Source organism: Cohnella sp. WQ 127256, assembly GCF_024519285.1.
In the GTDB taxonomy this organism is placed as follows: Bacteria; Bacillota; Bacilli; order Paenibacillales; family Paenibacillaceae; genus Cohnella.
Genome location: NZ_JAMZCY010000001.1, coordinates 696,069 through 711,010 on the forward strand (window position 1 = coordinate 696,069; position 14,942 = coordinate 711,010).

Genomic DNA, 14,942 nt, shown 5'->3' on the forward strand with positions numbered 1-14,942 from the left:
CACTTTTATTATATAGGATAAAGAAAAAAATAAACATATAATTAGATTAGAAACGACATTTTACGATATTATAACGACGAGGTGTCCAAATGATTAATACTCAAAAGCCGAAAATATGGTATGGCGGAGATTACAATCCTGATCAATGGGAAAAGCCGATTTGGGACGAAGATTTAAGAATGTTTAAGCTGGCAGGTATTGATGTAGCTACCTTAAATGTGTTTGCGTGGGCTAACAATCAGCCGGATGAGGATACTTATGAATTTGGCTGGCTTGATGAAATGATGGACAAGCTTCATGCGGACGGAGTAGGCGTATGCTTGGCAACGAGTACGGCGGCACATCCCGCTTGGATGGCAAGAAAGTATCCAGATGTGCTACGTGTTGACTTCGACGGACGTAAGCGAAAATTCGGGGGGCGTCATAACTCTTGCCCGAATAGTCCGACCTACAGAGAGTATTCTGTAAAGATGGCGGAGAAATTAGCTGAGCGATATAAGAATCATCCTGCGTTGTTGATTTGGCATGTCTCCAATGAGTATGGTGGTTATTGTTACTGTGATAATTGTGCGGCGGCATTCCGGACTTGGCTGCAAGAACGCTATGGCTCGATCGATGTAGTCAACAAAGTTTGGAACACGAGCTTCTGGGGACACACGTTCTATGATTGGGATGATATCGTACCACCTAGCTCACTGAGTGAGGAATGGCGGGGATGGAACGGGAGGACAGCAACGAATTTCCAAGGGATTTCGTTGGATTATTGCCGTTTTCAATCAGACAGTCTACTAGATTGCTATAAGCTTGAATACGATGCGCTTAAGAAACAGACTCCTGACATCCCTATAACGACCAACCTAATGGGTGCGTATAAGGAGTTGGATTATCACAAATGGGCGAAACATCTGGATGTCGTATCGTGGGACAACTATCCATCCTTGGATACGCCGTATAGCTATACAGCGATGATGCATGACTTGATGCGTGGTTTGAAAGGCGGCCAGCCTTTCATGCTGATGGAGCAGACGCCAAGTCAACAAAACTGGCAGCCCTATAATTCCTTAAAGCGTCCAGGCGTTATGCGATTGTGGAGCTACCAAGCTGTTGCTCGTGGTGCAGATACGGTCATGTTTTTCCAATTGCGCCGATCGGTTGGGGCTTGCGAGAAATATCATGGTGCGGTCATTGAGCATGTGGGTCATGAGAATACTCGGGTGTTTCAAGAGTGTGCTGACTTAGGTTCGGAGCTGTATAAGCTAGGAGACTCATTGCTAGATGCTCGAGTCAAAGCAAAGGTTGCGATTCTGTTCGATTGGGACAACTGGTGGGCGGTTGAGCTGTCGAGTGGTCCAACGATCGCCTTGAAATACGTCGAAGAGCTACACAAATATTACAGTGCGTTCTATCAAGCTAACATTGCAGTGGATGTTGTTGGCGTGGATGCCGAACTTAGCGGTTATGACTTCGTGTTGGCACCGGTTATGTACATGGTTAAGCCTGGTGTCGCAGAGCGGATTGAACGTTATGTTGAAAATGGCGGTACATTCCTAACGACGTATTTCAGTGGAATTGTGGACGAGAATGATAGAGTTACACTAGGAGGATACCCAGGAGAGCTTCGTAAGCTACTAGGTATTTGGTCGGAGGAAATTGATGCATTACTACCGACGCAAAGTAATCGGATAATGTTGAAGTCGTCTATTGACGGGCTTGAACAGTCTTACAACTGCGGAATGCTCTGTGATCTGATTCATTCCGAAGGAGCAGAGGTCATTGCGGAGTATGGTGAAGACTTCTACAAAGGGATGCCTGCTCTAACGGTGAATAAGTTTGGTGCTGGCGAAGCTTGGTATGTGGCGACTAGCCCTGATGTGACTTTCTTACAGGATTGGTTACCGAAATTGTGTGCTGCCCGAGGTATTGAGCCTTTGGTTACTTCCGCTCCTGATGGTGTGGAAACGACCTTGCGCGAGAAAGACGGAGTGAGCTATTTGTTCGTGTTGAACCACAACCCGGGAGCTTCTGTTGTATCGCTAGGTCAACAAAGTGGAGTAGATCTATTGTCCGATAAACAATTGAGCGGAAATGTTGAATTAGCCGGTCGGGACTTATGGATCATTAAGCTCGAAGCGTAATGTTTGCTGCTTAACGCTTACTTAGATAAGGAACAACTCCTTGCTTGCGCTATTATGGGCAGCAAGGAGTTTTCTTATTTTAAGTCTTCTGGAACCATGCGTAATGGTACTCCGTATGAGATAATAAGCATAAGCATGAGAAAGGAGTGAGGTAAGATGAGTTTTTTCAAGAAGATTTCGGATACCGTTAGTAAAGGTGTGACATCGGCAACAGAGAAAGCACAACAGACCGTGGAAATTACGAAGTTAAACTCGCAAATATCTAGCAAACGCAAAGAGATAGATAAAATATTCGCGACAATTGGCGAGTCCGTATACGAAGGTTACTTGGCGCATGATCTGTCCCTCGCCGAATCGAAGGTTTACCCGCAATGCAATGAGATTACGAACATTCGTGATGAAATTGCTGCGTTGAATGATCGGATCAAAGCGATCCGTAACGAAAAGGATTGTGTTTGCGGCAAAAGGCTGCCTGAAGACACGCGGTTCTGCTCTTCGTGTGGTCACCGATTCCCAGATCCTGAACCGGAGCCAGAGCCAGTCAGCACTGATGAATCGTCGATAGATGTGGAGTCGTATGTAACGGATGACACAGCAAGCTCGGAGGATGCAGAAATGGCGGACGTTGTTAAGGCACATGTGGATACTCGTCAGATTTGCAAAAGCTGTAGCACGCCGCTGTATGCAGATAGTCATTTCTGCCCAGCCTGTGGGCAATCAACGCGCTAAATGTAAAAAAAGGACAGTCCCAACGGTCAAATGACTCGGGACTGTCCTTTTTTTTCGTTCGTTTTAACGGCTACTCCTTGACTGCGCCGGCAGTAATGCCAGAGAAAATATACCGTTGTAGGAATAAATAGAGCAGCAAGGTTGGAATAAGTACGATAAGAATGGCTGCGGATAATTGCTCAAAGCTGGAAGCACGCTGTCCAACAAAAGTCATGAGCGACGTTGAGAGAGTATGCAGCTCTTTGGAAGGCATGTATAAATACGGAATATACATATCATTCATGATATCTACTGCCTTAATGATGCCGAGTGTTGCGGCTGCAGGCAGCAGCAAAGGGAAAATGATGCGAGTGAATATATTAACATAGGTTGCGCCGTCAATCATCGCACTCTCATCTAATTGTGATGAGATTTTCTCGATGAACTGTAGGAAAATAAAAATTTGGAGCAAGTCGGTTCCTGCGTAAATGAGCAAAGGAGCGCCTAATGAATCATACAACCCGAAGCTCTTAATAATCTGAAATCGGGCAACTTCCGTTGTGTAGAACGGAACGACCATAGCGACGATAAATAAGCTCATAATGACTTTTTTGAAGCGGAAGTTGAAACGATTCAGAACAAAAGCGGTCATCGCTCCAAGAATTGTGTTCAGAAAAACGCTAACCAAGACGAGAATTCCCGTGTTCTTGAAGCCGATGAGCATATTACCTTTCTCGAAGGCAGTTCGTAGGTTACTGAACGTCCAAGTCTTAGGTAAAGCGAGTGGTGATGAGCTCATTAAGTCAGATGCGGATTTGAATGCCGTAAATACGTTAATGAGTATTGGAAAGAGCACAATTATAGTAATCATAGCAAACAAGAGATACATAAATGGTAGGGAGCGGGTCTGGTAGCTAAGCTTCATGTTTATTCCCCTTTCCCTTTAAACAATTTGCCTTGGAAATAACTGAAGATAATGATCATGAGCATAAGAATGATGGCGAGTGAGGAAGCAAGTCCATAATTATTATATTTAAACGCAGTTTGAATGGTATATACCGTAAAGGTTGTACTCGCAAGCCCAGGTCCACCTTGTGTCATAAGAAAAGGAATGTCGAACACTTGCAACGCTCCGCGGACGTTTAGAAACAGGACAATCTCCATCACGCGGGAAATACCCGGCATAGTAATGTGGATGAATTTCTTCCAAGAGCCCGCGCCATCTATTGTTGCAGCTTCGTATAGGTCGTTCGGGATGGATTGCAGACCGGCGAGGAACAAAATCACATGCAAACCGCTGAACCTCCATAAGGAGACGACGATGAGTGAGTAGTTGACAATGCCTTTATCGCTTAGCCAATTTTGAATCCAGCTTTCTAACCCAAGCGTTTCAAGGAGCGCGTTAATGGGACCGTTGATCGGATTGTACATGTAACTGAATAAGTATGCGACGGCTACACCATTAAGAATATAGGGCAAGAATACGATTGATCTAAAAAAGTTGCTGGTGCGGAGCTTATTGTTCAGGAGTACGGCAACCATCACTTCCAAGGGAATAAATAACGCATGAATCCCAAAATAGAGAAAGTTGTTGGATAATGCCTTCCATATATCCGGATTTTGAAAAGCGCTGACGTAGTTGTCAAGTCCGACGTAATTAAAGCTTTTGCTGATTCCGTTCCAATTCGTCAAGCTGAATTGGAGTAACCGAAGTGACGGGTAGAGCAGAAATAGAAGAAGCAAGGCAACGGGCACGAATAGAAACGAGACGATTACGAGCTTCTTTTGCAAGGAATAACTCATTCCACATCCCCTTAATACTAGGGGGAAAGCCCCGCTTGAGGCTTTCCTCCCATTATGATGGATTCTAGTTTGTTTGTTAGGCTATCGTCTGAGTAGGTTTACTTGGAAGCTTTGGCTTTTGCCCATTTGGTGTTCAAATCAGCAAGGATATCCTCAACCTTCTTGCCTGTCATCATATCCTGGCCGATAGCTTTAACATCAAGCTGGATCGCATTCGTAATTCGTGTGTATTCCGAATCTCCCGGAATATAGCTGAATATCTCATTTTGGTTGCTTGCGTAGAAAGTTTTAAGAAACGGAACATTAGATTCAACACCTTCGAACGTGGAAACCAGCTTCTGTGCATCGATATAGGTTTGGTAAACATCGGGAGAGAAGAACCAAGTCAAGAACGCTTTTGCTTCTTCCTGATGATCGGAGCCGTTCGTAATGCCGTAGAAATGATCGGTGAACATCATGATCTTAAGTGGCTCACTATCGGTCTCTCGATAAGGCATTGGGAAGGCGGCAAGGTCATCGATGTTGCCAACCTTGGACTCGTAAGTAGGTGCAAACCATAAACCGGCAGCGACAACTGCAGCTTGCTTGGAAGTAAATAGATCAGTTGCTTGATCCCAGCTAATGCCAAGCGGATCACGTCCCATTACTTTGCTGGCATACAATTGCTCGATTTGCTTGTAAGCTTTGAAGAAAGGTTTTCCTTCTGTGAAAGGCTGATCATCTTGAGCGATATCGCTCAAATAGCTTTCCGAGCCTGAAACAATCTGTGGCAGGAATTCGTTGAACGGATAATCCGGCCAAGCATCTTTTCCACCCATCGCGTATGGAGTGTATTTACCGTTATCCTTGATCTTCTGCAGTACATCGAGGAATTGCGGCCAAGTTGTAGGCACTTGTAAATTAAGCTCCTTGAATATGCTTGGGTGATAATAAACGAGTTCTGGGAAAGCCATCATCGGTACAGCATACGTTTTGTTGTCAATGGCGAATTTGCTGGCGTATTTGTTTTTGGCTAAATAAGCTTCGCCATCAAGCGGTAGGAGCTGCTCTTGAAAATCATGTAGCCAGTTCGGCTTCAATCCCATAATATCTGGTAGCTCGTTGCCGGTCGCGCGAACCTTCATTGCTTGCAGATAGTCCCCATCAGATTTGAACGTTTCGAGCTCGACTTTGACATTGGGAGCTACTGTGGTATATTCTTTGACTTTTTCATCGAGATAAGTAAGGAAGTCATTGTTGACATCCCAGATTGCCATTTTCAATGTAACCTTATCTTTGCTAGCAGTCGTAGTTGCAGATTGCGAAGCTGTTGGTGTTGAAGCCTTCGGCGATACTGTTCCTTGGTCGTTATTGGTACTACCGCATGCTGCAAGAACTGTGAATGAAGCCAGAATGGTCGTGAGCAATAACGCGATCCGTGAATTTTTCTTCATCTTTGTAACCCTCCCAATGTATTTGTGTAATCGCTTTCGAGATTGATTTTATCGGGAATGGAGACGCTTTCATATGAACGTTCTTGTTCTTTTCTTCTCTCTTTTTATTGTTGACGATGAGAATAACGTCATTTGGACAATTGTTCATCCCGATATTCTAACGGGGTCTTACCGGTAACCTTTTTGAAAATTTTACTGAAGTGTCCTTGATTTGGGTAACCAACCTTCTCCGCAATCTCATAGATCTTCATTCCACTGCTCATAAATTGAATCGCTTTTTCAACCCTTTTCCGCGCGATATATTCGATGAAGGTTTCTCCGGTTTCCTTGGCAAATATTTTGCTTAAATAGCTTTCACTGATGCCAGCGGCCTCGCTAGCTCTCGACAAGGAAATCGGTTCGTGATAATGCCTATCGATCCATTTTTTCACCTTTTCGACTAGAGGTGGTGAATTTTCCATGATGCGTTTTCTCGGATCGATGCTGTCAAAGACGGTTTGAATGAGTGATCGAAACCAAATGTTAAGCTGCGCGACATGCTCGAAAAGAACCAAGTGCTCAAGGGGGGACTCCTGTTCACCAATCGTTGTCCATGTCATCCCCTTGGAATAAAGCAGGGAGCTGATATCCCACAGCAATGCTTGGTACACTTGTAGCGTCTTCTCGACAGGTACTCCACAACCATTTGCGAGGGTATCTAAGCCTTGCTCTAGCATCCTTTGCCAGTCGGGATTGCCGAGTTCTAAATGATTAACAATTCCGGGTGCATCCCAAATCAATGGGTTGAGCTTACTCGGATAGAGAGCGACATCCTCTTCGAAGTAGGCTCGTCCAGAACCGAGATAGAACTTTGTCTCTGCCCAGTGCTTAGCTTGTTTGTAATGCTCCCCCCATGAGGAATAAGGACCACAAACACGCGAAATGCCTAAAGTAGCTCCTAGATTCATGTAATCCCGAATATGGCTAATGATTTTGTTTGCCATCTCAGTGATGATTTCCCGTGTCTGCAACTCTCCCATTTGTCCAGGGATGCGTAACAATATAGCATATTCCCACAAGCTTACGCGGGTGATGACACAATCCAACCGGTATCCACCCGCTACCTGGCGGATCGAATGAGAGATCAAGCGGCTCCGCTGTTTCTCCAAATCTCGATTCGCAATAGGTGGACCTCGGTCGATGAATAGACTGCAAAGAATGTACTGTGAGCCAGTGGTAGACAGCAACCATTCAGAAGCGACCTGGTTATCTTGGGCGGGGATTTCTTCAGAAAAGAGGATGGAAAGTAAGGTTTCCTCTTTCGTTTGTTCTGCGAGTGCGAGGCTTTCTCTTTGCTTCTGCTCATAGACATCGTTAACCGTAGCGATTCTAGTAACTGTCTTTAGTATCACTTCTCCGACGTGCTCTGCATTCAAATCCTCTTTGATGATATAGTCGTAAACTCCGTACATGAAAGCTTGACGAACGTATTCGTATTGAGAATAAGCGCTAAGCACGATTACGGCGATTTTTTGACCCTCGTCTGATTCCCGGAGCTTCTTCAGAAACTCAATGCCAGATAGGATAGGCATCTGGATGTCCGCAATGACTAAGTCAATGCGAAGGGAGGGGATCAACCTGAGGGCGTCCTGGCCGTTGGAAGCTTCGCCTACGATCTCACAGTTGTACTCCTCCCAACAAATAAGCTCTCTTAATGCCAATCTATAAATGGGTTCATCATCAACGATTAATACTTTTAGCATGGCCGCCATCCTCTCGAAGTATAGGCAAGACAACCGTAACGATTGTGCCCTTATATTGTTCGCTTTCGATCGTAACGCCATAGGATGATCCATAATTCAACCTAAGTCTGTCATGAACGTTTTTTAGTCCGATCCCGTTAAAGCTTTCTTGAATGTTGGATTCCTTCGATTCCAGCAGTTGTTGAAGCACTTCTGGGCTCATGCCCCTACCGTTGTCGCGAATGACAATTTGGAAATTGTTGTTGGAGGTAGCTCCAGTAACTTGAATCCAACCTCTTGATTCTCGTTCGTGAAGCCCATGAATGATCGCATTTTCAACGATGGGTTGCAGGAGAAGCTTTAAGATCTGAATGGATCTCGCCTCTGGAGCGATATCGTAATGAATGTCAAATTGGTCGCCATAGCGAATTTTCATAATCTGTACATAGTAGTCGAGTAGCTTAATTTCTTCTTCGACGGTTGTATACATGCCCCCTCGATTAAAAGCGGATGAGAGTAGCTTTGTTAGTGCTTCGGTCATTTTATGGATGTTACCCGCATTTGAGATGCTGGCCATCAGCTTAATCGTGTTTAAAGTGTTTAACAGAAAATGCGGGTTGATCTGCGATTGGAGCGCGGCGATCTCCGCGAGTCGCTTCTGGGTTTCCTTATCTTCGATCTCTTGGATAGATGCTTTTAATTGGGACACCATCTCATTAAATGTAACGCCAAGGATGTAGGTTTCTACGGGACCGGATTCCTTAATTTTTGCTTTTAGATTACCGGCTTTAACGGACGCCATCTGATTGACTAGCGAGCCAATTGGTTTGACGATACTTCGAACGAATAAATAGGAAACAAGTAGGAATACGATTAATGCTGCTGTTGATAGAATGAGTATTCTTTTGTACATGGCATTGGTTTGTTCAAGCATATTGCTGTAGGAGTAAATTTGTATGTATTTATAGCCTTGGTCGGAGGATCTGTAAACGATGAAAGACTGCTGCCCATCGATATTTTCCACGTAATGACCGCTTGTCCCCTGGATGGCTTGCTGGAAGTGAGGATCATCCCGAATTCCGTTCCTCATCGCAGCTTCATTCGTAGAAGCTAGGACGGAGCCCGAAGCATTGAGTACGAAGCTGTCCCCCGCATCGGATACCTTAGTCTTGAGCAGCTCCGTGATTTCTCGTGCTTTAAACACGAAATAGATCATTTCGACTTTGAAGAATGACGTGCTGTAGTTAGGAGCGACAGCAACGCTAATGAATTCATTATCGTTGGAGAACAAGCTTGAGTTCGTTTCGACGCCCATAATAAATACCTTGTTTTTGTTTTGCAGCACCTCTTTGTACCAATCCTGGTTACGCATCAGCTTTTCGTCGATTGTTATGTTTTGTTTGTAGCTGTCTAATCCTTGATCGTTAAAAGTGAACATGATGGATATGACGTCGGGGGTATAGTGGAAGTAACTATGTAGATTCGATTCTAGCTTTCGACTTAGTTCTAGTTGGTTCTGCTTGGTTTCAGAAAAATGGACGGACGATGCGGCAGTAATCATCTCACGGTCGTTTGCAATCGTAGCAATCGTATTCTTCATCAATCTGAGCTTCGAATCTACTGTATAGGAGACTTGCTCTAATGTCTGCATAGCACGGGAGGTTGCGTTATCTAAGAGGATAGTATTGAACGATTTGACGAAATAGCCGGAGATCAACGTAATTGGAAGCGATATCATAATTACGAAAGAGACGATCAGGATGGTTGAGATTTTCCATCTCTTACGATGGGGAGATTTCAATGGCTGTGGCATGGGATTCCCTCATTCCGATAAGTAAGCGTTAATAATTGTATACAATAGCACTCTACTCTAAGTTTCGACAAGACCGTAACGAAGGACTGTGCATTTTAGGGTAATCACGTTGGATTTGCTTGGTGATTTTAGATAATCTATAGGTGGAGATGAACGCACAGACTGGACAGTTGAGTAAAGCTCCGTTATTGTTGGCTATATATAGAAAGATGCTACACCACAGAAGAAGGAGCTTATTAATGAGTGAGAAAAGCTTTAATGACTATAAATTAAGTGAAGAGATCATCCGGGCTTTGGCTAGCTTGGGCTATACAGAGCCGACGGATGTTCAGAATAAAGTGATACCTGTGGCACTTACGAAGAAAGATATCGCAGTGAAGGCGCGTACGGGAAGTGGTAAAACTGCGGCTTTCGGCATTCCCATCTGCGAGATGGTGGAGTGGGAGGAGAATAAACCACAAGCCTTGATCTTAACGCCTACTCGTGAGCTTGCTGCGCAAGTGAAGGAGGACATCACTAACTTCGGCAGATTTAAGCGGATTAAGGCAGCTGCTGTCTATGGTAGAGAGTCCTTTGCGAAGCAAATGGCTGAATTAAAACAGAAAACACACGTCGTTGTAGGTACACCAGGGCGCGTGTTAGATCATATTGGTAGAGATACTATCGAGCTAGATCAAGTGAAGTACCTGGTCATCGACGAAGCGGACGAGATGTTGAATATGGGCTTTATCGAGCAGGTGGAGAAGATTATTCAGAAGCTTCCCAAGAACAGAGTAACGCTGCTCTTCTCCGCAACCTTACCGAAGGACGTAGAGAAGCTCTGCCACAAATACATGAGAAATCCTATCGATATCGAGATTCAACCGCCGACAACAGCTTCGACGCAAATCGATCATTCCCTCATTACAGTGAGAGAGGACGACAAGTTTCTGCTGCTTAAGGACATTCTCATTGTAGAAAATCCAGATAGCTGCATCATATTCGGCCGAACTCAAGAGCATGTAGACAACATAAACAAGCAGCTAGAAGAGTGGGGCTACACCTGCGGTAAAATCCATGGAGGCATGGAGCAGGAGGATCGGTTTAAGGTTATGAATGAGTTCAGAAGAGGGGAATTCCGCTTCCTAGTTGCGACAGACGTGGCTGCGAGAGGGATTGATATTGATAACATCACACATGTTATTAATTATAACCTCCCAATGGAGAAGGAAAGTTACGTGCATCGGACAGGCAGAACGGGCCGCGCGGGTAAAACGGGTAAAGCGATCTCTTTTGCCACACCAAATGAGGATAAGTTTTTAGCTGAAATTGAGGGCTATATCGGGTTTGAAATCCGCCGTAGGAAAGCACCTTCTACGGAAGAAGTGGCACTAAGAATGGAAGCGTTCGAAGCGAAAAGGAATACGCAGCCGACGATCAAAAAGGATAAGAACGAGCAATTAAACAAAGAAATTTTGAAGCTTTACTTTAATGGTGGCAAGAAGAAAAAGCTTAGAGCTGTAGACTTCGTCGGTACTATTGCTAAGCTAGAGGGTGTGACAGCCGAAGACATTGGGATCATTACGATTCAGGACCTCGTTACTTATGTGGATATTCTGAATGGCAAAGGTCCGCTTGTGCTAAAAGCGATGAAGACAACAACGGTTAAAGGCAAGCTGCTGAAGGTTTATGAGGCGAACAAGTAAATTTGTGATCCACCTAATCAATACGAATTGAATTGATAACGAATGGTAAAGGGGCGTCAGGGAAACCTGTCGGCCCTTTTTTTTGTGTTCAACAAAATCATGATTCAAATGCTAGTGTAACTTATGTTAACGCTAATAAAAACGTACAATTTCATAAATTGAATGAAATTACAGGAAAAAACTTTAAATTACTAGTATAAATCTCTAAAGACTTTCGTGATCTTATGTTATATTATATTACATGTATAATAAAATAATCACCGATCCAACCGATATGTCACGTTAGTTCACTTTCGAATATGCACAAATGTTCTTATATTTAGCTGTATTTCCTCTTATCCTAATAAGGACATACAAGAAGGAGATAAATCCATGGCCATGCGCAATGATAATGTCACACGGAGCCAAGTGGAGGAAGCTGGGTTTACCGTTAAGGATTTACTAGCCATTCCGCTGCTTAAAGAGGCACGTCTGATTACGGGTGATCAAGGCATTCACCGGGCAATAACCCAGGTTAATGTGGTGGAGCACCTTGATGGCAACCTTTCTTCTTGGATTAGGCCTGGACAATTCCTAATGCTTACGGGCTCATCCTTGAAGGACGAACCTCAGAGGCTTCATAAATTAGTGTCGGAGCTTATGTTGAATGGGGCTGTCGCTCTAGCGTTCAAAACGAATCTGTATAACGATGAATGGTCATCGGATTTTATGATGAATGCTAGATTGCTTGGCTTGCCACTCATCGAGTTACCTGGAGAAATTGTTATTTCGGAACTGTCCAACTTGATTATGGAGCGAGTTCTAGCGCAGGAAATTTCTCAATATGCGGAGTTGCAAAATCGTATACAGAGTATGACTAGCTTACTTATGGGAGGAAGCGGTCTATACACTTACTTGGATGCCATGGAGGATACGTTAGGAAACCCCGTTGTAGTCGTTCGGGAAAATGACCAGCCTTGGATGTCGCGAGGTCTTCGAAGTGCAGAACCAACGGAAATATGGCCGCTATTGCAATCGCTCGCGTTTCGGCAAGTTGCGCGTGGGTCGAGTACAGGGTTTATGCTTGTGGAGAAAGCGTATCAAATCTATGTGAAACAAATATCAACTCATAAGATGAAACAAGCTTACTTGGTGTTAGTTCAGCGGAATCGAGATATTCAGCCGCTTGATGCACTTAGTTTAGATCGACTGGCCTCGCTTACTGGATTGGAGTTAGCAAACCTAGAGGCTGTGCGAGAGATCGAAGGGAAATATCTCGAACAGTTTATGCAGGATTGGCTGTCGGGTAAAATTGTTTCGGAAGCGGATTGGAAGCTTAGGGCTGAAGTTTGTGGTTGCATGATTCCAGAGGGGATGCCGAAATGTGCGTTTTTAGTAGGGTTGCAGGCTTCAGTGACTCCAGAGAATGTCCGTGACATCGCTAGAAGACTTCGTTCCGAAAGATTCAATAGTGTGGATACGTTACTCGCTACAGCTATTGGAGATCAACTGGCAGTAGTCATTTCGATTCCACCTAACCTATACGGAGCATCAGACCGGGATGAAGCGATCTCGCAATTAATGGGAAAGCTCCTTCAAGAGCTTCGTACATTTGTTGGAGACCGAGAATTAAAGTTATTCGTGGGAAAAATAATTGAGCGTGAAGACAGACTACAAGCAAGCTGGGCTCAAGCGAAACGTGCGAAGCAAGTGGCTGAGGTATGTAGATTGCCAGGAGAGATCGTTACGTATGATCGTTTAGGTGTTTATTCTCTCCTCTATTTGATCCCCTCCGGCGATGAGAGGGAACAATTTATAAGTCGATTCATGGTCCCTTTGCAGCTTGCAGATCGCAAAGGTGGCGGGCGTCTACTGGAGACTTTGGATATGTTCTTCCAATGCAACGGCAATATTAAGCTAACCTCAGAGAAGCTGTTCGCTCATTACAATACAGTCGTCTATCGGCTGGAGAAGATTCAATCAATCCTTGGCATCTCCTTAGATGATCCTGAAGAACGACTACAGCTGCAATTAACATTAAAGCTGGGTCAGATTACACCGTCAATTTCCGGTTAACGTGAGGAATGCAAACGTGAGGCTGTCTCAGAAAGTCAATCCAGACTTTCTAAGACAGCCTCATCGTAGGTTTAGGTCTTTAGGTTAGTGACCAGCCCGAAGGATGATAACCAAAAGAATGAAGAGAACTAATGCGAATGCCGCTGCGCCCATACCGCCTCCGACTGGACCTGGAGTTGGACCACAACCACAACCTGCACCTGCACCTGCTACTGGATAACCCATTGTTAAAGACCTCCTGGATTCATGTGTTTGTGATGGCGAATCACAATGTCAGCATATGGTCGGGGGCATGTGAAATCCTGTATGTTTGTACCGGGAGGACGAATATTCGATGCTTTTCAGCGGATACCCAAATTGTTGTATTGCCGGATGTGCTTGATCCGAGTTTCCGCTACTAGGGGTCCACCATTACCTACTCGTAATTGGGAAGATGCGGACACACCGAGTGTTCTGACAAACCCTACTTGGAGGGTGGGGAATGGGGACTGGCTTTGGAACTGGACGGTTTTACAAGGCTGTAGCGATTGCTTGGGGAGTAGAAATAGAGGATAAGAGGCGAATCGGAATTCGTCATCCTCGTAGTTGGGTATTGCTCTTTGGACGGCGATTGCTCTGGAAAACTGAGTCACTTTATCACTATCACCTAGCTGAACAACTCCAGATGAACTAACTGTATTTACGAATAGACAAGACAGCATGACACAGCGGTATTGTATGCTCATTTGATATCCTCGTTAGGTGGGTTAGGTAGCGGTGCCAATGGCCCTATGATAACGGATTCTGGAGGGGTGTCGAAGTAAGAGTATAGCGTTATAGATTCCGTGTCCCCAAGCAGGAGAGAGGATGAGCTTGATATCCCCACAAGACAGATGCTGCCCACGCATACTGGACCATTCGTAACATTCAGGGTTAACGGAGTGCTCATGGATTAGAGGATTCCCCTTTCTGAGATTGCTGCTGCTTGCTTAAATAGGCAGTGAACGCACCTTGAATATCATTTGTCGTCTTATCCTTGATCGAGTCGAACCACTTCTGCTTATCGTCATCTGTTCCTTTACTTGGATAAGGACTCGTATTGGCATAATATTGCACGCGACTGTTTAGCTGTTTTTTCACATCTGCTACGACATTTTGACGATGTGTATCCTCTAATGAAACTCCGAATTGCTGCTCCAACCCCAGAAGATCATTCGTAGATTGATTGTCCATATAAGCTGCCATCTCATTTTGCAAGATTCCAATAGGGGGCGCGGGTTCGTCTGGTTTTTCAGTCTTAACGTTCCAGCAAGAAGGGTCAGGTGTTTCAAGTGATTCGATCCCCGGTATGCCTTGAGGGGATAAGCCGACATTTAGAGTGCCTTCCAGACGGTTTACCTTTAATTGATCAAAATGATATTCGATGTGAAGGGGCGGTTTGTTCTTTATATCGTTTAGTTGTTGCTGGATACTCGTCAGTTGCTCTGACATTTGCTGGAGCTTTAATTCGGATTGATAGAGTCGTTGAATCCACCCTGACCAATCCGGTGAAATAGGAGCGGGTGTAGGCGTTTGATAGGATCCGTTCCACATAAAAGGCTGCTGCATCT

At 44.6% G+C, this 14,942-nt stretch carries 12 protein-coding genes; 4 read left to right on the top strand and 8 right to left on the bottom strand.

Annotated features, from left to right (window positions below):
* Window positions 1–89: 89 nt before the first annotated feature.
* Entirely contained in the window at window positions 90–2,135 is a 2,046-nt protein-coding gene (locus M1K58_RS02730; RefSeq protein ID WP_256757124.1) for a beta-galactosidase, read from the top strand.
* Between the two features lie 156 nt (window positions 2,136–2,291).
* Window positions 2,292–2,864, top strand: coding sequence for a zinc ribbon domain-containing protein (locus M1K58_RS02735; RefSeq protein WP_256757125.1), 573 nt, complete (start codon window positions 2,292–2,294; stop codon window positions 2,862–2,864).
* 70 nt (window positions 2,865–2,934) lie between these two features.
* Here M1K58_RS02735 and M1K58_RS02740 read toward each other — a convergent pair whose 3' ends face one another.
* The 5 genes from M1K58_RS02740 to M1K58_RS02760 all read right to left on the bottom strand — a co-directional run bounded on the left by M1K58_RS02740 (window position 2,935) and on the right by M1K58_RS02760 (window position 9,613).
* The gene (locus tag M1K58_RS02740; protein ID WP_256757126.1) at window positions 2,935–3,768 is read right to left on the bottom strand and encodes a carbohydrate ABC transporter permease; all 834 of its coding nucleotides are present in this window, start codon (window positions 3,766–3,768) and stop codon (window positions 2,935–2,937) included.
* Between the two features lie 2 nt (window positions 3,769–3,770).
* Window positions 3,771–4,646, bottom strand: a complete 876-nt coding sequence (locus tag M1K58_RS02745; protein WP_256757127.1) for a carbohydrate ABC transporter permease — start codon at window positions 4,644–4,646, stop codon at window positions 3,771–3,773.
* Between the two features lie 98 nt (window positions 4,647–4,744).
* On the bottom strand, window positions 4,745–6,079 hold the full coding sequence (locus tag M1K58_RS02750) for an ABC transporter substrate-binding protein (RefSeq protein ID WP_256757128.1): 1,335 nt from the start codon (window positions 6,077–6,079) through the stop codon (window positions 4,745–4,747).
* Between the two features lie 128 nt (window positions 6,080–6,207).
* Window positions 6,208–7,821: a response regulator gene (locus M1K58_RS02755; RefSeq protein WP_256757129.1), complete on the bottom strand. Its 1,614-nt coding sequence runs from the start codon at window positions 7,819–7,821 to the stop codon at window positions 6,208–6,210.
* Entirely contained in the window at window positions 7,799–9,613 is a 1,815-nt protein-coding gene (locus M1K58_RS02760; protein ID WP_256757130.1) for a cache domain-containing sensor histidine kinase, read from the bottom strand. Before M1K58_RS02760 ends, M1K58_RS02755 begins: the two co-directional genes overlap by 23 nt.
* A 239-nt stretch (window positions 9,614–9,852) precedes the next feature.
* On the opposite strand from M1K58_RS02760, the gene M1K58_RS02765 reads away from it, so the two are divergent.
* Window positions 9,853–11,298, top strand: a complete 1,446-nt coding sequence (locus tag M1K58_RS02765) for a DEAD/DEAH box helicase (protein ID WP_256757131.1) — start codon at window positions 9,853–9,855, stop codon at window positions 11,296–11,298.
* 372 nt (window positions 11,299–11,670) lie between these two features.
* Window positions 11,671–13,353, top strand: a complete 1,683-nt coding sequence (locus tag M1K58_RS02770; protein ID WP_256757132.1) for a PucR family transcriptional regulator — start codon at window positions 11,671–11,673, stop codon at window positions 13,351–13,353.
* Between the two features lie 84 nt (window positions 13,354–13,437).
* Here the strand turns inward: M1K58_RS02770 and M1K58_RS02775 are convergent, their stop codons facing one another.
* The 3 genes from M1K58_RS02775 to gerPC all read right to left on the bottom strand — a co-directional run bounded on the left by M1K58_RS02775 (window position 13,438) and on the right by gerPC (window position 14,940).
* A complete protein-coding gene (locus M1K58_RS02775; protein ID WP_256757133.1) occupies window positions 13,438–13,578 on the bottom strand; it encodes a sporulation protein YjcZ in 141 nt (46 codons plus the stop codon).
* A gap of 116 nt (window positions 13,579–13,694) precedes the next feature.
* On the bottom strand, window positions 13,695–14,078 hold the full coding sequence (locus tag M1K58_RS02780; RefSeq protein WP_256757134.1) for a spore germination protein GerPE: 384 nt from the start codon (window positions 14,076–14,078) through the stop codon (window positions 13,695–13,697).
* A gap of 199 nt (window positions 14,079–14,277) precedes the next feature.
* A complete protein-coding gene (gerPC, locus tag M1K58_RS02790; RefSeq protein WP_256757136.1) occupies window positions 14,278–14,940 on the bottom strand; it encodes a spore germination protein GerPC in 663 nt (220 codons plus the stop codon).
* Window positions 14,941–14,942 lie beyond the last annotated feature (2 nt).

Excerpts from the sequence above, each read along its gene's own strand:
- M1K58_RS02730 (WP_256757124.1), top strand. The coding sequence starts at position 90 with ATGATTAATACTCAAAAGCCGAAAATATGGTATGGCGGAGATTACAAT.
- M1K58_RS02735 (WP_256757125.1), top strand. The coding sequence starts at position 2,292 with ATGAGTTTTTTCAAGAAGATTTCGGATACCGTTAGTAAAGGTGTGACA.
- M1K58_RS02740 (WP_256757126.1), bottom strand. The coding sequence starts at position 3,768 with ATGAAGCTTAGCTACCAGACCCGCTCCCTACCATTTATGTATCTCTTG.
- M1K58_RS02745 (WP_256757127.1), bottom strand. The coding sequence starts at position 4,646 with ATGAGTTATTCCTTGCAAAAGAAGCTCGTAATCGTCTCGTTTCTATTC.
- M1K58_RS02750 (WP_256757128.1), bottom strand. The coding sequence starts at position 6,079 with ATGAAGAAAAATTCACGGATCGCGTTATTGCTCACGACCATTCTGGCT.
- M1K58_RS02755 (WP_256757129.1), bottom strand. The coding sequence starts at position 7,821 with ATGCTAAAAGTATTAATCGTTGATGATGAACCCATTTATAGATTGGCA.
- M1K58_RS02760 (WP_256757130.1), bottom strand. The coding sequence starts at position 9,613 with ATGCCACAGCCATTGAAATCTCCCCATCGTAAGAGATGGAAAATCTCA.
- M1K58_RS02765 (WP_256757131.1), top strand. The coding sequence starts at position 9,853 with ATGAGTGAGAAAAGCTTTAATGACTATAAATTAAGTGAAGAGATCATC.
- M1K58_RS02770 (WP_256757132.1), top strand. The coding sequence starts at position 11,671 with ATGGCCATGCGCAATGATAATGTCACACGGAGCCAAGTGGAGGAAGCT.
- M1K58_RS02775 (WP_256757133.1), bottom strand. The coding sequence starts at position 13,578 with ATGGGTTATCCAGTAGCAGGTGCAGGTGCAGGTTGTGGTTGTGGTCCA.
- M1K58_RS02780 (WP_256757134.1), bottom strand. The coding sequence starts at position 14,078 with ATGAGCATACAATACCGCTGTGTCATGCTGTCTTGTCTATTCGTAAAT.
- gerPC (WP_256757136.1), bottom strand. The coding sequence starts at position 14,940 with ATGCAGCAGCCTTTTATGTGGAACGGATCCTATCAAACGCCTACACCC.